22 protein-coding genes are annotated in these 19,081 nt (G+C 60.3%); 7 read left to right on the forward strand and 15 right to left on the reverse strand.

All coding sequences use genetic code 11. The features are described 5' to 3' along the window. Window positions 1–32 precede the first annotated feature (32 nt). Window positions 33–254, forward strand: a complete 222-nt coding sequence (locus FB593_RS12510; RefSeq protein WP_013636760.1) for a hypothetical protein — start codon at window positions 33–35, stop codon at window positions 252–254. Window positions 255–331: 77 nt separating this feature from the next. Here FB593_RS12510 and dps read toward each other — a convergent pair whose 3' ends face one another. The 9 genes from dps to FB593_RS12555 form a co-directional block, all read right to left on the reverse strand. Beyond that, window positions 332–820: a DNA starvation/stationary phase protection protein Dps gene (gene dps, locus FB593_RS12515; RefSeq protein WP_003514046.1), complete on the reverse strand. Its 489-nt coding sequence runs from the start codon at window positions 818–820 to the stop codon at window positions 332–334. Window positions 821–945: 125 nt separating this feature from the next. Next, window positions 946–1,704: an ABC transporter ATP-binding protein gene (locus FB593_RS12520; RefSeq protein WP_145166643.1), complete on the reverse strand. Its 759-nt coding sequence runs from the start codon at window positions 1,702–1,704 to the stop codon at window positions 946–948. After that, window positions 1,701–2,669 carry an iron chelate uptake ABC transporter family permease subunit gene (locus FB593_RS12525; RefSeq protein WP_145166644.1) on the reverse strand — a complete coding sequence of 323 codons (969 nt, stop codon included), beginning with the start codon at window positions 2,667–2,669 and terminating at the stop codon, window positions 1,701–1,703. The genes FB593_RS12520 and FB593_RS12525 overlap by 4 nt, the downstream gene beginning before the upstream one ends. Next, window positions 2,662–3,627 carry an ABC transporter permease gene (locus tag FB593_RS12530; RefSeq protein ID WP_013636757.1) on the reverse strand — a complete coding sequence of 322 codons (966 nt, stop codon included), beginning with the start codon at window positions 3,625–3,627 and terminating at the stop codon, window positions 2,662–2,664. The genes FB593_RS12525 and FB593_RS12530 overlap by 8 nt, the downstream gene beginning before the upstream one ends. A 119-nt stretch (window positions 3,628–3,746) precedes the next feature. Beyond that, window positions 3,747–4,685, reverse strand: coding sequence for a siderophore ABC transporter substrate-binding protein (locus tag FB593_RS12535; protein ID WP_013636756.1), 939 nt, complete (start codon window positions 4,683–4,685; stop codon window positions 3,747–3,749). 200 nt (window positions 4,686–4,885) lie between these two features. Further along, window positions 4,886–5,146, reverse strand: a complete 261-nt coding sequence (locus tag FB593_RS12540) for a hypothetical protein (RefSeq protein WP_003514037.1) — start codon at window positions 5,144–5,146, stop codon at window positions 4,886–4,888. 129 nt (window positions 5,147–5,275) lie between these two features. After that, window positions 5,276–6,793: a tripartite tricarboxylate transporter permease gene (locus FB593_RS12545; protein ID WP_003514036.1), complete on the reverse strand. Its 1,518-nt coding sequence runs from the start codon at window positions 6,791–6,793 to the stop codon at window positions 5,276–5,278. Between the two features lie 107 nt (window positions 6,794–6,900). Continuing rightward, window positions 6,901–7,395, reverse strand: a complete 495-nt coding sequence (locus FB593_RS12550) for a tripartite tricarboxylate transporter TctB family protein (protein ID WP_145166645.1) — start codon at window positions 7,393–7,395, stop codon at window positions 6,901–6,903. After that, complete coding sequence (locus FB593_RS12555) at window positions 7,392–8,336, reverse strand: Bug family tripartite tricarboxylate transporter substrate binding protein (RefSeq protein WP_003514032.1); 945 nt, start codon at window positions 8,334–8,336, stop codon at window positions 7,392–7,394. Before FB593_RS12555 ends, FB593_RS12550 begins: the two co-directional genes overlap by 4 nt. Before the next feature lie 366 nt (window positions 8,337–8,702). Between FB593_RS12555 and FB593_RS12560 the strand changes: the two genes are divergently transcribed. Further along, window positions 8,703–9,533, forward strand: coding sequence for a hypothetical protein (locus tag FB593_RS12560; RefSeq protein ID WP_127966478.1), 831 nt, complete (start codon window positions 8,703–8,705; stop codon window positions 9,531–9,533). Window positions 9,534–9,549: 16 nt separating this feature from the next. Here FB593_RS12560 and FB593_RS12565 read toward each other — a convergent pair whose 3' ends face one another. Continuing rightward, window positions 9,550–10,629: an ABC transporter substrate-binding protein gene (locus tag FB593_RS12565; RefSeq protein ID WP_019565081.1), complete on the reverse strand. Its 1,080-nt coding sequence runs from the start codon at window positions 10,627–10,629 to the stop codon at window positions 9,550–9,552. Window positions 10,630–10,698: 69 nt separating this feature from the next. Here FB593_RS12565 and FB593_RS12570 point away from each other — a divergent pair, with 69 nt between their 5' ends. Both FB593_RS12570 and FB593_RS12575 read left to right on the forward strand, forming a co-directional pair. Next, window positions 10,699–11,379 (forward strand): response regulator transcription factor, encoded by a 681-nt coding sequence (locus FB593_RS12570; RefSeq protein ID WP_025594373.1) that lies wholly within the window; start codon window positions 10,699–10,701, stop codon window positions 11,377–11,379. Continuing rightward, window positions 11,376–12,752, forward strand: coding sequence for a sensor histidine kinase (locus FB593_RS12575; RefSeq protein WP_065702599.1), 1,377 nt, complete (start codon window positions 11,376–11,378; stop codon window positions 12,750–12,752). Before FB593_RS12570 ends, FB593_RS12575 begins: the two co-directional genes overlap by 4 nt. A 42-nt stretch (window positions 12,753–12,794) precedes the next feature. Here FB593_RS12575 and FB593_RS12580 read toward each other — a convergent pair whose 3' ends face one another. The 5 genes from FB593_RS12580 to FB593_RS12600 all read right to left on the reverse strand — a co-directional run bounded on the left by FB593_RS12580 (window position 12,795) and on the right by FB593_RS12600 (window position 16,112). Continuing rightward, window positions 12,795–13,124 (reverse strand): hypothetical protein, encoded by a 330-nt coding sequence (locus FB593_RS12580; protein WP_003514020.1) that lies wholly within the window; start codon window positions 13,122–13,124, stop codon window positions 12,795–12,797. A 98-nt stretch (window positions 13,125–13,222) separates the two neighbouring features. Beyond that, complete coding sequence (gene purU, locus FB593_RS12585; protein ID WP_003514019.1) at window positions 13,223–14,107, reverse strand: formyltetrahydrofolate deformylase; 885 nt, start codon at window positions 14,105–14,107, stop codon at window positions 13,223–13,225. Window positions 14,108–14,301: 194 nt separating this feature from the next. Next, window positions 14,302–15,078, reverse strand: coding sequence for a YbaY family lipoprotein (locus FB593_RS12590; RefSeq protein ID WP_145166646.1), 777 nt, complete (start codon window positions 15,076–15,078; stop codon window positions 14,302–14,304). A 155-nt stretch (window positions 15,079–15,233) separates the two neighbouring features. Continuing rightward, window positions 15,234–15,755: a heme utilization cystosolic carrier protein HutX gene (gene hutX, locus FB593_RS12595; RefSeq protein WP_013636749.1), complete on the reverse strand. Its 522-nt coding sequence runs from the start codon at window positions 15,753–15,755 to the stop codon at window positions 15,234–15,236. A gap of 9 nt (window positions 15,756–15,764) precedes the next feature. Next, window positions 15,765–16,112 carry an antibiotic biosynthesis monooxygenase family protein gene (locus tag FB593_RS12600; protein WP_003514016.1) on the reverse strand — a complete coding sequence of 116 codons (348 nt, stop codon included), beginning with the start codon at window positions 16,110–16,112 and terminating at the stop codon, window positions 15,765–15,767. Window positions 16,113–16,308: 196 nt separating this feature from the next. On the opposite strand from FB593_RS12600, the gene FB593_RS12605 reads away from it, so the two are divergent. The 3 genes from FB593_RS12605 to FB593_RS12615 are packed head-to-tail and all read left to right on the forward strand — an operon-like array spanning window position 16,309 to window position 19,066. Then, complete coding sequence (locus tag FB593_RS12605) at window positions 16,309–17,202, forward strand: heme/hemin ABC transporter substrate-binding protein (protein WP_038492086.1); 894 nt, start codon at window positions 16,309–16,311, stop codon at window positions 17,200–17,202. After that, window positions 17,199–18,287 carry a FecCD family ABC transporter permease gene (locus FB593_RS12610; protein ID WP_112290296.1) on the forward strand — a complete coding sequence of 363 codons (1,089 nt, stop codon included), beginning with the start codon at window positions 17,199–17,201 and terminating at the stop codon, window positions 18,285–18,287. The genes FB593_RS12605 and FB593_RS12610 overlap by 4 nt, the downstream gene beginning before the upstream one ends. Continuing rightward, a complete protein-coding gene (locus FB593_RS12615) occupies window positions 18,284–19,066 on the forward strand; it encodes a heme ABC transporter ATP-binding protein (protein WP_019565087.1) in 783 nt (260 codons plus the stop codon). Before FB593_RS12610 ends, FB593_RS12615 begins: the two co-directional genes overlap by 4 nt. Window positions 19,067–19,081: the final 15 nt, after the last annotated feature.

The raw sequence follows: 19,081 nt of genomic DNA on the forward strand, positions 1-19,081 counted from the left end.
TACTTGGCATGTCATCATCGGGAGGATGAGCCTTGTCGTATGCAGCTTTTGAAAGAGTCGGCGCACAATTGTCGCCCCAGCAGATCACCGATCTGCAGAATATTTTCGACGGCGTATGTTTCGAGTGCCTTCAAGATCGCTGTAGCCACGTCGCCAACGAGTGCGCGGCGGTTTTGATCCGTAGCGCCCAGCGCGGCATTCTCGATCATGAGATGTTGCGCGACATCGGTCTTGCGGTTTTACGTCGGCACTGATTGCGCCATTTCATTAAAAAAGCGCCCGGGCATCTCGGGCGCTTTCGTGTGTGTGGTGTCGGTAGCCGCGTTACGGCTCAGCTCTTTTCCTGAACGTGCGCCTCGAGGAACCACAGCGCCTTGTCGAGATCGCGCGAGGCGGCGGTGAAGATATCCGCTGTCGTCGGGTCGCCGGCCTCGTCGGAATCATCGATAGCCTTACGGATCATGTTGGCCACGTCGCCATAACGGGCGATCAGTTCGTCCAAATGATCGTGGATCTTGTAGATATCGGTCGGATAGGCCTTGAGCTTGGTCGTCGAAGAGACGGATTGCAGGCTACCGAGGGCCGTGCCGCCAAGCTGCACCACACGTTCGGCAATGGTATCGCCGTGATTGTCGAGCTGGGCGCGGAAGGTGTCGAGAAGTTCGTGCACGGCGATGAATTGCGGACCTTTCAGGTTCCAGTGCGCCTGCTTGGTCACCAGTGCAAGGTCGATCACCGAAGCGAGCGATTCGTTCAGAATACCCATCACCGTTGATTTGGCGTTGGAAGGCAGGTCGTTCTTCGTCTTATGCGTCTTCATCGATGTCTCCTGACGTTGCGGACGGAATGCCGTTTGGCAAAATCTCCCCCGATTAACGCCCTGGCCGGTTGCCCTGTTCCGTCGCTCGGACGGCAATGGCAAAAAACCTCCGCAATCGTCGAATCTCACTCATAAAACAGACAGATGCGTCGACCGTCTATGTCGTTGACACTGATGCTCATGTCGTAGATTTCCCGCAGAACCTCCGGACGGATGATCTGTTCCGCCGGTCCCTGGCGGCAGATTCGGCCATCACGCATGGCGATGATGGTGTCGGAGTACCAGGAGGCGAAGTTGATGTCGTGCAGCACCAGAACCACGGTCTTCTTCAGCTCGTCGGCGGCGCGACGCATGATCTTCATCATGCTTGAGGCGTGTTTCATGTCGAGATTGTTGAGCGGCTCGTCCAGGAGCACATAGTCCGTGTCCTGACACAGAACCATGGCCACGAAGGCGCGCTGACGCTGGCCGCCGGAAAGCTCGTCGAGAAAGCGGCCGGAAAGGTTTTCGAGATGGAGATATTCCAGCGCCCGGTCGATATGGACCTTGTCCTCGATGGTGGGACGGCCCTTGGAATAGGGATAACGTCCAAAACCGACGAGATCGCGCACCGTCAGGCGTGACGAGATGTGGTTGTCTTGCCTGAGGATCGAGAGCCGTTTTGCCAGAGTGTCGGAAGGGGTCTTGGTCACATCCAGCCCGTCCACCGTCACGGTTCCCGCATCCATGGACATCAGCCGTGCCACGATGGAGAGCAGCGTGGATTTTCCCGCCCCGTTCGGCCCGATGATGGAGGTGACGCCGCCTGCCGGAATGGCGACGGAGACGCCATCGACAACAACCGTTTCGCCATAGGATTTGCTGATCTGACTGGCGATGATCATCGCGCACCCCTCTTGAGAATAAGACCGATAAAGACGATGCCGCCCAGAAATTCGATGATGATGGAAAGCGCCGTGTTGAAGGCGAAGATCCGCTCCAGCACCACCTGACCGCCGACAAGGCAGATGATGGCGATGAGGATTGCAGCCGGCAGCACATAGGCATGTTTGCCGTTGCCTGTGAGATAATGGGCCAGCGCCGCAACCAGCAGCCCGAAGAACATGACAGGGCCGACGAGTGCGGTGGAAACGGCAACGAGAACGGAGACCAGCACGAGGATGATCGTCAGCGTTCGCTTGTAGTCCACGCCAAGGCTGATGGCCGTTGCGCGGCCGAGCGAAAGGACGTCGAGCGTGTGCAGGAGCCGCAACCCGATAATCGTCACCACGCTGACGATGATGGCTGATACCGCAAGAAGGGTGGGATCGATGGAATTGAAGCTGGCGAACAGCACATCCTGCAGCACCGCATATTCATTGGGGTCCAGTACGCGCTGCATGAAGCCCGAGAGGCTGCGGAAGAACACGCCGAAGACGATGCCGACCAGCACCAGAAGATGCAGGCTGCGTTCCGCGCCGACGAAAAGCCAGCGGTAGAGCAGGGCGGAGAAGGTGACGAGCAGCGCGGTTTCGGCAAGAAACTTCAGTTGCGGATCGATCATCACCACGGTTGCCGAGCCAAATACGAAGATCAGCGCCGTCTGCACCAGCACATAGAGCGAATCGAAACCCATCACCGAAGGGGTGAGAATGCGGTTGTTGGTGACCGTCTGGAACAATACCGTCGAAACGGCGATGGCATAGGCCACCAACAAAAGCGACAGAAGCTTGATGCCGCGAAACGGCAGGATGAAGCTCCAACTGCCCTTTGCACCGAGCGTCATGAAGGCAGCCATGGAGATGAGCGCCAGTGCGAGAAGCATCAGCAGCACGAGTTTCGCGCGCCGGTCGGGATGTCTCTCATGCATGGTGGCGTTTCCGGAGCAGGAGATAGAGGAACAGCGCGCTGCCGATGACGCCGACCACGGTTCCGATCGGTATCTCATAGGGCGCGCGCACCGTTCTGCCGATGATGTCGCAGGCAAGAACGAAGACCGCGCCAAGCGTCGCCACCCAGGGCACAGAACGGCGCATGTTGTCGCCGATCATCAGGCTGACCACATTCGGCACAATCAGGCCGAGAAAAGGGATCATGCCGACCGTGACGACGACGACGGCACTGACCAGCGAGACGATGGTGAGGCCGAGCGCCATCACCCGGCGATAGTTCAGGCCGAGATTGGTGGTAAAGTCGCGCCCCATGCCTGCCACCGTGAAACGGTCGGCGGCGAGATAGGCAGCGATGGCGAAAACGAAGCCGATCCACAGCAATTCATAGCGGCCACGCAGCACGCCGGAAAAATCCCCGGTCATCCACGCGCCGAGCGATTGCAGCAGATCGAAACGGTAGGCGAAGAAAGTGGTGACGGCAGAAATGACGCCGCCCAGCATGATGCCAATCAGCGGCACCAGCAGCACATCGCGTAGCGGCACCTGCCGTAGAATACGCAGGAAAAGTGCGGTTCCGGCCAGCGCGAAAGCGGCCGCCACCAGCATCTTGCCGAAGATCGGCGTTTCCGGGGCAAGCAGGGTGACGGTGAGCAGGCCAAGGCCGGCGGATTCGGTGGTGCCAGCCGTCGAAGGCTCCACGAAGCGGTTGCGCACCAGCATCTGCATGATGAGACCGGCAATCGCCATCGAGCTTCCGGCCAGTATGAGCGCCAGCGTGCGCGGAATGCGGCTGACGAGGAGCACGCGCAGTGCATCCGCGCTCGTATCCGGTGCAAAAAGCGTCGCCAGCGAGACGTTGCTCACGCCGACGAACAGGCTGACGATGGCGAGTGTCAGCGCCAGAAGGAGGGCGAGGATGAGGGACAGGGATTTCACGTCAGTGGTTTTTCGAAAATGGTGATGGCTCGCTTCGACCTCGCAGATTGCCCGGAGGACTGAACCTCTCCTTCGTCATCCTCGGGAGAAGCCCGGGGATGACGTCGCGAAGGCAGTTTTTACGACTTCTTCTCGGACACGGCCTCGTAGACCTGATCAAGCAGGGTGGTGAGCGCCGTATAACCGCTGCTGACGATATAGGCCGCCTGCGGGTCGAGATAGACGATCTGCTTTTTCTTCCAGGCGTTGGTCTGGTGGATCAGTTCGTTGTCCAGCACCTGGGCGGCGGCCTTGCCTGGGTCCGTTGCGCGGCCGATGCCGGCATCGCGGTCAATCACGAACAGCCATTCGGGATTGACCTCTGCCAGATATTCGAAGGACACGACATCGCCCCGGTCGAAGCGGTCATCGATATCAGGAGCGACCGGCTTGAAGCCGATTTCCGTGTGCAGCCAGCCGGTGCGCGAGCTTGGGCCGTAAACACCGACCTTGCCGGCATTGGTGACGAGGATCATCGCCGTGCCGGAATTCGGCGCGATGGCCTTCAGCTTTGCGACCTTCTCGTCAATGGAGGCGTCGAGCTTCTTTGCTTCTTCCTGCTTGCCGAAGATATCGCCGAGCTTGGTGATATTGGCTTTGACGCTCGCGATGAATTCCTTGGAATCGATCGACATGTCGATGGCGGGCGTGATCTTCGCAACATCGGGATATTTCGCCCGCGAACGGCCGCCGACGATGACGAGATCGGCTTCTGCCGCATTGATCGCCTCGTAATCGGGTTCGAACAGCGTGCCGACCTTCAGATATTTGCCATCGGCATATTTCTGGAGATAGGTCGGCAGGTTGGAACCAAGGACACCAGCTGGCTCGACGCCCATCGCATCGAGATTGTCGAGCGAGGGGATATCCAGAACCAGAACCTTTTTCGGCGCGGCTTTCAGAACGGTCTCGCCCTGCGCGTGCTTGATCGTCATTTCCTCAGCGCCTGCGGTCATTGCGCCGAGGCTGAAGGCCGCTGCTGCCAGCAGCCGAACGGGGAAGGTGAAGTTGATGGCCACGGATATGTCCCTTGCAATATGGTTCTTGACCCTGCGGAAGCGGATCCCGCAGGCGTAACTTGATGTTCGCTGTCAGCTTTATTGGCAAGGTATGCGGAAATCAAAAATATGTTTTAGAATAGTTCTGAATTGCCGTGAGCGGGAAATGTGTGTGGCACCGGAGGCAAACCCCGGAGCCACATCAGGGGCCGTATCTTCTTTCAATTCGGCGGCCAGTCGCCGACGATCTCGCGTCTTTCCAGTTTCAGCGACCGGTCAGGCTGGATGCGGTAGGTTTCAATCGCCAGCCGGCCGTCGCCCATGACGAATTCGTGGCTGAGCGTGCTGCCGATGGGTGACTTGGTCAATTTGGTGTGGGGTTGTCCGCCATAGGTGATGCTGCCCGGAATGGGTTGCACGTCGGGTGCCGCGGTGGCGCAGCCGGCAAGGCCCAGAACCAGCATGATCGCGATCTTGCGCATGTTTTTCTCCTGCGTTGGACAGGAATACTATCACGGCCGTGCCTGCGCCACACATCCCGTTGCCGTGAATAAAAAGGGCCCCGCATCCGGAAGGAGACGGGGCCAGTTGCCTTGGGAGGCTGTTTGTTATCAGTCCTCGTTAGCGGCAAGCTGCGTCAGCACCTCGCCGCGGCCGCGGATGCGCATGATGAGCGGGACGATGAAGGCGGCGGCTGCGACAAGGAACAGGCCGACGGCAATCGGTGAGGTGAGCAGCACGGTCGGGTCGCCCTGGCCGATGGCGAGTGCACGGCGAAGCTGCTGTTCGGCAAGCGGCCCGAGGATGAGGCCGACCACGGCAGGCGCGATCGGATAACCGAAGATGCGCATGATGTAACCAAGGATACCGAAGGCGAGCAGCATGCCGAGTTCGAACACGGACGGGTTGGCGCCGATGGTGCCGAGCGTCGCAAACAGCAGGATGCCGGCATAGAGCCAGGGTTTCGGGATGGTCAGCAGCTTCACCCACAGTCCGATGAGTGGCAGATTGAGCACCAGCAGCATCAGGTTGGCGATGAACAGGCTGGCGATAAGGCCCCAGACCAGCTGCGGATTGGTGGCAAACAGCAGCGGGCCGGGCTGAAGACCGAACTGCTGGAAACCGGCAAGCATGATGGCAGCGGTTGCCGTCGTCGGCAGGCCGAGCGTCAGGAGGGGCACGAGCGTACCGGCAGCGGACGCATTGTTGGCGGCTTCCGGACCGGCAACCCCTTCGATGGCGCCATGGCCGAATTCTTCAGGATGTTTGCTGAGCCGCTTTTCGGTTGCATAGGAAAGGAAAGTGCCGATTTCAGCACCACCGGCAGGCATGGCGCCAATCGGGAAACCGATCAATGTGCCGCGCAACCAGGGCTTCCAGGAACGCGCCCAGTCCTGCGCACTCATCCAGACCGAACCCTTGACCGCTTCGACCTTCTCGTCGCCACTCTGGCCCTGCGCAACGATGAACAGCGTCTCGCCGATGGCGAACATGGCCACCGCAAGCGTCGTCACTTCCACGCCGTCGAGAAGGTCGGGAATGCCGAAGCTCATGCGGGTCTGGCCGGTCAACTGGTCGATACCGACGATGGCGAGCGCGAAGCCGATGAACAGCGAGGTAAGGCCGCGCAGTGCCGAATCTCCGAAAGCCGAGGAGACGGTGACAAAAGCGAGCACCATCAGCGCGAAATATTCGCGCGGGCCGAAAACCAGCGCCAGCTTGACGATATAGGGTGCAACAAAGGCGAGAGCGACGGTGGCGATGAGACCAGCGACGAAGGAGCCGATGGCGGCGGTGGCAAGTGCCGGACCGCCGCGGCCCGCACGGGCCATCTTGTTGCCTTCGAGCGCAGTCACGATCGATGCGCTTTCGCCCGGCGTGTTGAGCAGGATCGAGGTGGTCGATCCGCCATACATGCCGCCATAATAGATGCCGGCGAACATGATGAGCGAACCGGCGGGATCAAGCCGGTATGTAACGGGCAGAAGCAGAGCGACCGTCAGCGCCGGCCCGATGCCGGGCAGAACGCCGACGGCAGTGCCGAGTGTCACGCCGATCAGCGCATAAAGCAGGTTCATGGGTTGGGCAGCAACCTCAAGACCGTGCAGCAGGAATTCAAACGTACTCATGGACAGATGTCCCCCAAGTCGAGCAGATGGGCGGGCGGAACGGCTGGCGTTTGCGTCATCGCGCGCCGGCGGTTTCCTGTGATCTCGAATTTTGGTCGGAATGGCTGTTAGAACAACAGCCGTTCCAGAGGCCCGGCAGGCAGAGAAAGTTGCAGCAGCCGCGCAAAGATGATCCAGATGACGAAGCTCAGAGCGATGCCGATGGGGATCGAATACCAGAGCTTGCGTTTGCCGAAGGCGCGCGCCGTAAACGCAAACAGGAGACCGGTAGCGATGGAGAAACCGGCGATGTTCAGCAGCAGCATCTGCGCGGCAAGGCCGGCGACGACCCATATGACCGGGGCGACTTCCTGTTTGTCCCGTTCAGGAAAATCACCGCGCCAGGCTTCGATGGCCGTCCAGAGCGCAAGGCCGACAAGACAGAAGGCGATGGCGTAGGGGACCGTTGCCGGACCGACCGGCGAGTAGCCGGTGACGCTGGCGAGACGCGCACTGTCCCAGAAGATCACGCAGGCGATAAGGACGAGGGCTACGGCGATCGCCAGCGCCGCCCAGTCAGGGCGGCGCTCTTGATGTTGTGAAGGGTTGGAACCCTGGCTCATTTTACCAGTCCGATTTCTTTGAGGATGGCGGCGGTGGCGTCGGTGTCCTTGGCAAGCTGCGCCTTGAACTCGTCACCGGAAAGATAGGTATCCATCCAGCTCTTGGTCTTCAGCGTTTCCTGCCACTTTGCGGATTTCGCCAGCTTCTCGATATCGGCGCTGACGGCCTTTTCCTGTTCCGGCGTCAGGCCGGGAGGAGCAGCGACCATGCGCCAGTTCTGTACGACGACGTCGAGGCCGCTTTCCTTGAGCGTCGGCGCGTCAACGCCTTCCAGCTTCTCTTCGCTGGAAACGGCCAGCAGGCGCAACGTGCCCGCCTTGACCTGGCTTTCGAATTCGCCGTAGCTCGAAATGCCGGCAGTGACCTGCGAGCCGAGGATCGAGGCAAGCGCTTCGCCGCCGCCGGAATAGGCGATGTAGTTGATCTTGGTCGGATCGACGCCGGCCGCCTTGGCAATCAGGCCAACAGCGATATGATCGGTGCCGCCGGCCGAGCCGCCGCCCCAGGACACGCTGCCCGGATCTTTTTTGAGCTGGTCGACGAGGTCGCCGATGGTTTTCAGCGGCGAGGATGCCGGAACGACGATTGCTTCATATTCACCGGTCAGGCGGGCGATTGGCGTCACTTCCTTGAGGGTGACGGGCGCCTTGTTGGTGAGGATCGCGCCGACCATCACGTAACCGCCGACGATCAGGGCGTTCGGGTTGCCCTTCTGCTGGCTGGCGAACTGTGCAAGACCGATGGTGCCGCCGGCACCTGGCACGTTCTGCACCTGAACGCTCTTGGAAATGCCTTCTTCCTGCAGCACGGTCTGCAGGGAACGCGCGGTCTGGTCCCAGCCGCCGCCGGGATTGGCCGGCGCGATGATGGTGTAGTCCGCTGCGACCGCCGGAAGCGCGATCACGCCTGCCAGAAATGTGCCGATAAGAAAATGTTTCACTTAGAAAACCCTCCTCAGGATGCCCTTTTTGGGCGTCGTTTTTCGTTTATGCGGAAGGGAGTTTCAGGCCGTGCTTATCCTGACGCTGCCAGGGCAGCGCGGAGCTCTACGGTCCTCAAGATTTCCTCCCGCATCTTCTTCCGCCTCCACGGAATGAAGAAGGATTGCAGAGCATCATAAAAAGCTGTCATCTAACTGACGCACCGCAAGTCCTTGCGCATTTACTCTCTATTAATTTGTGTCGGACGTCTACTGTGGCGTGTGTGGACGATTTACCGCGTAGGGCCGCTCTCTTTCCTGTGCTTGTTACGGGGAGAGGCGGATCGGGTTTGCTGGTCAGCGTCATAAACTTATGGAGTGGGACAAATGGAGACTGTGGTTATTGGAACAATCAATTGTCCGGATTGCCGTGGGATCGTTCGTTTTGAACGCCCGGCTCCGAAAACTCCTGGCTCGCAATATGTCAACGAGATTGAGGCAACTGCAACGCTACATGAGAAATGCGGAAATTGTGGAAGCATAACAGACATTGAAATTACTGGCAGCATCGGTGGTTTTCAAATGCGAATACTCCCGAATGGTACGCTTCAACCGGTTCCACACGATGTGAAGTACCTCAGTGGCTTCAATCCCGCTAATCGCGGCTTGGAATCATACTACCATGCGCTGGAAAGTCTTGAGGAGGTGATAAAGTCGCTTTCCCATGTCTCTATTCCTATATTGCATCGAATGTTCTTGATGCAGGCATTCTCAAATTTTGAAGCTTTTTTGTATGACAGCCTAGACGATTTTGTGACCCGCTACCCTCCTGCGAGACTGGCGCTGGTCGAGAATATAGATGCACTAAAAGAAAAGAAATTTTCGCTTTCTCAAATAGAGAAGTCTCCGCATCTCGTTTTGGAAACTTTGCAGGAATACTTTAAATCCCTGTCTTTTCATAATTTTGGCCGTGTTAAATCACTTTTCTTTCACGCTATGGGGATAGACATCTTGCCAACTGATCGAAACGATAAAGATTTCCTTTTTCAAATGTTGGGTGCCCGTCACGACTGTGTGCACCGAAATGGGTTAACTCAAGAAGGGCAGTCAATTGAGGATCCGCTGCCTCACATATCTAGGCTCTTGCAGGTTTTTTCCGATATTGCACAACGTGTGCAGAGGAGGATCGTCGAACTCAATCCAACTGCGATGAGCTGAAGACTATCGGGGGAACCTACTGCGACCGCAACGCCTCGTTCCAGCGCTCGATCAGGCGGCTGCGCTTGACTTGGTCCAGATAGACCATCAGGCCGGGGCTGACGGGAACCGGGCGCAATTGCGCGCCGTGGATGGCCTGCATGGTGTTGGCGGTGTTTTCGCCCGCCACGTCAGGGCTGACGGCGGGGATCTGCAATTGCCGGGCCATGATCGTCTGGCCCTCCTTGGACATGAAGAATTCGAGATAGCGGCGGCCGAGCGCCGGGTTGGCGGCGGCTTCCGGCACCAGCCCGATGCGCGACATGACCACGGTATAGTCCTTGGGCAGCACGATGCCGACATCAGGATGGCGCGAGGCCCAGTCGGCCGCGTAGGAACCGAGAATATTGTAGCCCAGCACGAAGCGCCCGTCGGAGACACGCTCCAGAATGGCGGATGACGTGGAATAGACCTTCACGCCGGCCGCGCCCATGGCCTTGATGACGCTCCATATATCGCCGAACTGCTCCTGATCGCGCGACATGAACAGGAAGCCGACGCCGGAGCGCTCAATGTCGTAGGTAGCGATGCGGCCATGCACTTCCTTGGCGTGGCGCTCAAGATAATCGACGAATTCGGCACGGGTGGCGGGCGGCTTTTCGGTGGTGAAGCTCGGCTTGTGATACACGAACACCGCCGGCTCGAAGGTCAGCGCATAGGCGGTGTTGCGCCAGTTGGCCCAGGTGGGCCAGCGCGCGCTCATGGCAAGGTCGGAGCGCTGGGCGTAACCGTCATTGCTCAACTTCACCTGCAAATCCATGGCGGATGAAAAGGCGAAATCGGCGGTCTTTTTGCCCGCATCGGTTTCTTTCACGATGCGATCATAGATTTCGCCGGTCAGCATGTCCTCGTAGTGGACGGCGATATCGGGGTTGGCCTTCTGGAAACCCTCGATCATCGGCGTGGCCAGCGGTTCGTCCAGCGAGGAATAAACCACCAGCGTTTCCGCATCCGCCTTGCCTGATGGTGCAGGGAAAACGGCGACTTGTGCAAGCGCCGGTGAGGCCATGCAAAGACAGAGACAGAGAAAAACGGCGATACGCATGGAAAAGATCATGCCGCACGCGCTTGCCATTCACAAGCGCCAAGGGCTTGGATAAGCTCGGCAATGTTGCGGGAGGAAGAATTGCGTATTTTGCTGGTCGAGGACAATCAGGTGCTGTCGGAAGGGCTGTGTGCGCTTCTGCGCGGCAGCGGTTATGCGGTGGATGTCGTTTCAGACGGCGCTTCCGCCGACGCGGCGATTGCGGCGGAAAATTTCGATCTCGTCATTCTCGACCTCAACCTGCCGGAAATGGACGGCATCGAGGTGCTGCGCTCCATGCGCTCGCGCCAGGACAAGGCGGCGGTGCTGATCCTGACGGCGCGTGGCACGCCGGAGGAGAAGGTCAAGGGGCTCGATCTCGGCGCCGACGACTACATGATCAAGCCCTTCGACATCACCGAATTTGAGGCGAGGGTGCGGGTGCTGCTGCGTCGCAATGCCGGCCTGCGCTCTTCTACGCTCGGCTTCGGCAAAGTCCTGTTCGACCTCACATCCCGCACCTTTTCAGCCGATGGGCGCCCGCTCGATATTCCGGCGCGTGAAGTGGCGCTGCTCGAGGTGCTGTTCATGCGGGCGGGCAAGGTGGTTGCCAAGGAGGCGATCGTGCAATCGCTGACCGGTTTCGACGACGAGATATCAGGCAACGCCATCGAGCAATATGTCAGCCGGCTGCGCAAGCGGCTTGCCCCCCACGGGCTGACGGTGAAGACGGCGCGTGGCATCGGCTATTATCTGGAAAAGCTGCCGGAGATGGCTGAATGAGACAGGCCGCCTATTCGCTCAGGCGGCGTCTTTTAGGTTGGCTTCTCATCTCCACCGCCATCATCGGCTGCGTTGCGCTCACTGATACCTGGCGCGAGGCGGTCAATACGGCCAATGTCGTCTCCGACCGGGTGCTGTCAGGTTCCGCGCTTGCGATTGCCGAGCGGGTGGTGGTGGCCGAAGACGGCTCGCTGGAGGTCGATATTCCCTATGTTGCGCTGGAAATGCTGACATCGGCGGCGCAGGACCGGGTGTTTTATCGTGTCGACGGGCCAAACGGGCAATTTCTCACCGGTTACCAGAACCTGCCGACGGTGGAGAATCCGGCCGGAGAAACGCCTGCCTATCGCGATGCAGTGTTTCGTGACGAGCCGATCCGCATCGCCGCGATCCGCCGTTTTGCCTCCACCGGCATCAATTCCGTGCCCTTTTCCGTGACGGTGGCTGAAACGACGATCGCCCGCAGCCAGCTTGCGCAGGCCATCATCCTGCGCTCGGCCTTGCGCCTGCTGTTCATGATCGTGGGCGCGGCGATCATTGTCTGGATCGCGGTGACGATTTCGCTCCGGCCGCTTTACCGGCTCAGCGAAGCGATTGCCGAGCGCAGCCCCAACGACCTGCATCCAATCCGGCAATCCGTGCCGGTGGAGGTGGAAAATCTGGTGGAAACGGTCAATTCCTTCATGGTGCGGCTGCAATCGGCGCTCGATGCGCTCAGGCATTTCACCGGTAATGCCAGCCATCAATTGCGCACGCCGCTTGCCATCATCAGCACCCAGCTTGCGCTTTCCGCCCGCGCCGCAAGTCTCGAAGACGCGCAGGCGGCGGCGCGCAAGGGCGGCGCTTCGGTGGCCCATGCCGAACACATCCTCGCCCAGTTGCTGCGCATGGCCAATATCGATGCTGCCGGTTCGAGCGAAAAACATGATTTTTCCGAGATCGACCTCGTGGCGGTGGCGCAAAACGTGACGGCAGATTTCGTGCCACGCGCGGCCGACGCCGGCATCGATCTCGGTTTCGAAGGCGAGGGCGAAGCGACAATTCTCGCCGAGCCGCTCCTTATCGGTGAACTGATCGGCAATCTCGTTTCCAATGCCATCAACTACGCGGGGCGTGGTGCGGAAGTTACCGTGCGCGTCGGCAGGCAAGCGGGCGCCGTGTGGCTGGAAGTGGAAGATAACGGCCCCGGCATACCCACGGAAAAACGCGCCATGGTGCGCCAGCGCTTCGCCCGCGGCGAAGCCAACGCCGCCCCCGGCGCCGGCCTCGGCCTTGCGATCATCGAGGAGATCGCCGGGCTGTTCGGCGGGCGACTGATGCTGGAGGACGGCGCGGGAGGGCGGGGCTTAAGGGCCCGGGTGGAGTTCTCCTGAGGCGGCACTGCTGCGCCGTCCCCTTGGATGAGACTCGCGGTCCTATTCGTTCATCTTGTCGATAATCTGCATCATGATGTCAGCGCAGGCCTTCATCGGCTCGTCATCGGCACATTTGACGTCGATTTTGCGCTCGCCGTCTTCAATCCTGAAATGCGCTGCCTTGGAGGGCGGGGGTGGCATTCTCTTGCCATGCGGGCCGTCCCGCCAGCCTGCTTCCCTCGGACCACCAGGGCCGGGCGGAGGAGGTGGCGGCGGCGCATCCGCCCTTGAACCAGCGTCCGCTGGTCCCGGCGGTGGTGGCGGCTGCTGGGCGAAGCTGGACCCCGCCGCGATGAGAAACGCGGCGCCGGCAATGACGAGTTTTTTCATGTGAGAGACCTCGCTGTTGGGCTACAGTGAAGAAACGGTCACATGGGATGCTCGGTTGCCGGTCGGTAAAAATAATTCCGCGTTGTTTTCGTGGCGTATTAGCCCATCCGTTCCGAAGCGTAGCTGCCCGGGCTTGGCGGGAAGACTACGGTGCGGTTGCCGTTGATGAAAGTGCGGTGGTGGATGTGGGCATGGATGGCGCGTGCCAGTACCTGGCTTTCCACATCACGGCCAAGAGAGACGTAGTCTTCGGCAGATTGGGCATGGGTGACGCGCACCGTGTCCTGCTCGATGATCGGGCCTTCGTCCAGATCGGCGGTGACGTAATGGGCTGTCGCGCCGATCAGCTTTACGCCGCGGTCATAGGCCTGCTTGTAGGGGTTGGCGCCCTTGAAGGATGGCAGGAAGGAGTGGTGGATGTTGATGATACGGCCCGACATCTTGCGGCACATGTTATCGGACAGCACCTGCATGTAACGCGCCAGCACCACCAGTTCGGTGCCGCTGGTCTCGATCAGGTCCATCAGCTGCGCTTCGGCCTGCGGCTTGTTTTCCTTCGTTACCTTGATGTGGTGGAAGGGAATATCGTGGTTGACCACCACTTTCTGATATTCGAAATGGTTGGAGACGACGCCGACGATATCGATCGGCAGCGCGCCGATCTTCCAGCGGTAGAGCAGATCGTTGAGGCAATGGCCGAAGCGCGACACCATCAGAAGTGTTTTCATGCGCTGGCCGTCGCTATAGATGCGGGCTTCCATGCCGAATTTTTCCGCCACCGGCTGAAAGCCCTCGGTGATGGCCTGCATCGTCGCGCCCTCTTCGGAAATGAAGGAAACGCGCATGAAGAACTTGCCGGTCTCGAGGTCGTCAAACTGCGAACTGTCGACGATGTTGCAGCCCTTTTCCGCCAGATAACCGGAAATCGCGGCGACGATGCCGCGGGTCGATTTGCAGGCTACTGTCAGAACATAGGTTGTCATTCGTTTTCCCTCAAAGACTTTGAACCGGCGCAGTTGGCGCGTTCCATAGCGCAGCTCTGTGGCGGAGCAAAGCGCCAAGACGAGTGCAGCAAAGTCATAAGACGGGAAAAGGGGCCGCGCCGTGCCGGAAGCGACATGGAATGTTCCACGGCCAGCACGGCGGCGGCAGGCGTTGCCGCCTGCCGTTACCGCTCTCAGGCGCGGCGCAGGCGCATGGCCGTGCGGCCGCGACCGTCGATCAGCTCCAGCGAGCCGCGGCGCGGCTCGAGCCGGAAGGAGCGGGCGCCTTCCAGCGCTTCGATGAACTGCCTTTCCTGGCGCATGATGTCAGGAGCGCAGGCCATCTGGGTGGAAATCATCCGGCCGAAATCGACGCGGTTGCGGCTTATCTTCACCTCGCCGCCGATGCCGTTGCAGCCGGCATTGCCGGAAACGCGGCCCTCGCGGGAAATTTCCAGCGTTGCCTCGCGGCGGCCGCGAACCCTTTCGCCACGGATTTCCTGCACCAGCCAGCGCCCCTCAATGCCAGCCTGCGGCTCCGGCCTGCCTGGAGCCGCCGCCACCCGTTCAAGAACGAGATCGGTGTCGTCACGCCCACCGGCCAGAACCGAGTAACGGCGCGTTGTGGTGAAGAGCAGCCGGTCGCCCTCGCGGATTTCGGCGCTGAGCGCATAGGAGCGGCGGCCACGGATGTCGCGGTCGTCATAACGCAAAACGAAGGGTACCGGCACCTGCCCACGCGGGCGTATGGTTGTTTCGGCGATCGTCTGCGAAGGCGCGTCCGCCAGCGAGACATCGATGAGGCGCACCGTAACAGTCGCGCCCGGCGGCAGGGCGATCCGCTCGCGATAGGAAACGCTGCCGCGCAGGCTTGCGGTTGCGGCAGCCGCACCGCCCGCTGCAAAAAGCGGTGCAAGCGCGAGGAGCCCTGCGAAATTCCGGCGCGAAAGAAGTGGCTGGCGGTCGTTCATGGTGCTTGCTCCGTGCTGCTGATCGAATTTCAGCGGATGATAAAAAACGGCACTGAACGGGCGATGAACCGGTGAATGTTTCCTCACGAGTGGGGCTGAGCCATCGCGGATTGATGAGGAAGGAGGGAGGCCACCACCAGCAGCCTCCCATTCACTTAGCCACGGAAACTGTCCCGCAGCGCTTCGAACTTCGCCAGCTGATCGCCACGCAGTTCCTTGTTTTCGTCGCGACGGACGAAAATCTTGAACATGGCGCCGCCGGCGGCATTCATGAACCAGACGGAACAGGAGCGTCGGCCGTGAAAGCCGCGATCGACGAAGGTGATGCCAGTGCAATTGTCCTTCTTGATGTGGCCGCCGATGGGGCTGTCCCCGTGGATGTTGAACCAGCCGTGGCTTTCGCTGCCCTCTGGCAGGTCGCCCGGCACTTCCAGCACGATATCGCCGGTCTGGACGATCATCAGGACTTCGCCCCAGCCGCGCATCTCGTTCCAGATCGCGTCGAACTGATCGGAACCAGCCGAAACGGCCGCACCTTGCGGCAGGATCGCCAGAATTTCGGCTGATGTCACCTCTGCCTTGGCGGCAATGGCTTCCACGATGCCGTCAGGCTTTTCGGCAAGTGCTGCGGCAGCGCGGGCCTGCCGGTCATCGGTCTTTTGTGCTGCAATGCTCATAGGCGAGCCTCAGGCGGCAATCGAACGGCGTTCGCCATTCTTGTCTTCGTGGATGATGACGTCAAAACCTTCGAAATGCGGGCCGGAAAGATATTCGACCTTGCCACGGTTCTCACCGGCCTTGGCATGGGCGGCGCGGAACTGTTCGGATTTGGTCCAGCTCAGGAAATCGTCCTTGGTGGCCCAGACGGTGTGCGATGCATAGAGCGTGTGGTCATCCGCCTTCGGGCCTTTCAGCATGTGAAATTCGATATAGCCCGGCAGCTCGCTCAGGTGCGATTTACGCTCGCGCCAGATGGATTCAAAGGTATCCTCATAGCCCGGTACGACGCGAAAACGGTTCATTGCGATAAACATGGAAGTCTCCCTTTAAGTTTACAGTTGCAGTCAGGATATCCAGCCGAAGCGTGGATGGAAAGAGGCTGACGATAAAGCGAACAATTTTACTCCACTTATCGATTGCGCCTTCTATAAACATGTGCAAATAACTCAAGTTAAATAAGATGGGCAATCCCGTATCCGCCCGTGCCAGCTTGTGTTTCAGGATAGCGTCATGTTGAATTTAAGCCTTCGCTCGTTCGTTTTCGCCGCCCTCGTGCCCGCCGTCATCGCCGTTACCGCGCCCGGAGCTAGAGCTTCGGACAAGGGCAATCCGGAGGCGAAACGCATCGTTGCAGTCGGCGGTACGGTAACGGAAATCCTTTATGCGCTTGGCGCGAGCGACCGCATCGTTGCGCGTGACAGCACCAGCAGCTATCCGGCGGACGTGCTGTCAAAGCCCGATATCGGCTATATGCGGGCGCTCTCGTCGGAGGGCATTCTGTCGCAGAAGCCCGATCTCATCCTGTCTGAAGATGGGTCCGGCCCGGCGGATGTCGTTGCCATCCTCAAGGCCAGTGCGGTGCCTTTCGTCACCGTCGATACCCCGCCGAGCGGCGACGCCATCCCCAGGAAGATCGAAGATGTCGGTGCGGCAGTTGGTCTTGCCGACAAGGCAAAGGCATTGGCCGCGGAAACCAAAGCCGGGCTTGATGTGCTCGCCAAGGACGTCTCAGCCGTGCCGGAAAAGAACAGGAAGCGTGTGCTCTTCGTGCTCTCCAGCGCCGGCGGTCGCATCATGGCGGCGGGCAAGGGCACCGAAGCGGCGGCGATCATCGAAATGGCCGGCGGCATCAATGCCGCGCAGGAAATCAGCGGGTACAAGCCGTTGACGGATGAGGCGGTCATCGCCTCCGCGCCCGATGTGGTGCTGACCATGGCGCGCGGCGACCATGCCGGCAAGGCGGATGAGATTTTCGCGCTGCCCGCGTTTCAGTCCACGCCGGCTGCTGCGGAGAAGGCGCTGATCAGCATGGACGGGCTTTACCTCATCGGTTTTGGCCCGCGCACGCCCGCCGCCGGTCGTGAACTGGCGCACAAGCTCTACCCTGATGTGGTGAAGCCGTGAGCCTTGCTGCCTTGAGTTCCACGGAGGGCAGGGTTGCCGGTGACAGATCCCGTCAGGGGGTCGCTACCCTTGCCGTGCTCGTTTGCATCCTGCTGTTTGCCTGCGGCGTGTCGCTCGTCAGCGGGCCCACGGGTGTCGGCATTTCCGAACTCTGGGCCTATCTGACTGGCAGCGCGGATCAACTCGATGCGCGTGATAAAGTCATTCTCGAGGCGGTGCGACTGCCGCGCACGGCGCTCGGCATGTTGATCGGTGCCGGGCTTGGCGTCTCGGGCGCCATGATGCAGGGTCTTTTCCGCAATCCGCTGGCCGATCCCGGCATTGTCGGTGTCACCTCGGGTGCAGCACTTTTTGCGGTTGCGGCAATCTCTCTTGGGGAAGGTGCGCTCGCAACGGTCGCCGTATTTTTCGGCCCGCATTTTCTGCCGCTGATGGCGTTTTTCGGCGGGCTTTTGAACACCTGGCTGCTTTACGTCATTGCCACAAGGGATGGCGCCACCTCCACGACAACGCTTATTCTGGCCGGTATTGCGGTTGCGGCGATCAGCGGTGCGCTGACCGGCCTGATGATTTTTGTGGCCGATGACCGGGCGCTCCGCGACATCACCTTCTGGTCTCTCGGTTCGCTTGGTGGGGCCACCCCTGCCAAGGTTCTCGCCACCTTGCCCTTCATCGTCGTCGTACTTGCCATCATTCCCTTTGTCGCAAGGGGGCTGGATGCGCTGATCCTTGGCGATGCGGCGGCCTTTCACATGGGCATTCCCGTGCAGCGGCTGAAGCGAGTCGTCATTCTGGCCGTTGCCGCTGCCTGCGGGGCAAGCGTGGCGGCTGCCGGCTCCATCGGTTTTGTCGGGATCGTCGTGCCGCATCTGCTGCGGCTTGCCATTGGCCCATCGCACCGCTTCCTGCTGCCGGCCTCTGCACTTGGCGGGGCCGCACTTCTGCTTCTCGCCGACAGTTTTGCCCGCACGGTTGCGGCACCGGCGGAATTGCCCATCGGTGTGGTCACCGCGCTGATCGGCGCGCCGGTCTTCCTGTTCCTGCTGCTTGGCCGCGGCGGATTTTCCATGCGGAACATGTCATGATCCAGGCCGAAAACCTCACCCTCATCCGCTCCGGCCGCCGCCTGCTCGACGAGGTCTGCGTCGATCTGAAGCCCGGCAAGGTCAATGTCATTATCGGTCCGAACGGTGCCGGCAAATCGACGCTGATGAAAGTTCTGTCCGGCGAGATGCGTGCCGAGGCCGGTTCAGTGACCTATAATGATGTTGCCCTGCCGTTGTTTACGCCGGTTCAGCTTGCGCGCATCCGTGCCGTGCTGCCGCAGAATACCCAGCTTGCCTTTCCTTTCACCGCGCTCGAAATCGTGCGAATGGGCGCTGTCGCGCAAGGGTCGCGCGCGCCGGAAGAGCAGGCCCGCCGGGCGCTCGCCAGGGCCGGGCTTCGCGGGTTCGAGCAGCGCTCCTACAACATGCTGTCTGGCGGCGAGCAGCAGCGCGTGCAATTTGCCCGCGCTCTCGCCCAGGTGCCGCATCCCGTGGAAAACGGCGAGGTGCGGGCTCTCTTTCTCGACGAGCCGACGGCCAGTCTCGATATAGGCCACCAGATCGCGGTGCTGGAAACGGCGCGGGATTTCGCTATTGGCGGCGGTCTCGTGCTTGCCATCCTGCACGATCTCAACCTTGCGGCAGAATTTGCCGATCAACTTATCGTCATGCATGGCGGCCGGGTAACGGCGAGCGGTCCATCGCTGGATACGATCAGCGACGAGACGATTGCAAGGGTCTATGGCATTGGCGGCGTCGTCGGACGGCTGCCGGCGCGGCATATTCCTTATGTGCTGCCGCAGTCGAGGCATCGCTAGAGCATTTCCAGGAAA

It is taken from the genome of Rhizobium sp. SJZ105, from assembly GCF_007828365.1.
Classification (GTDB): Bacteria; Pseudomonadota; Alphaproteobacteria; order Rhizobiales; family Rhizobiaceae; genus Agrobacterium; species Agrobacterium tumefaciens.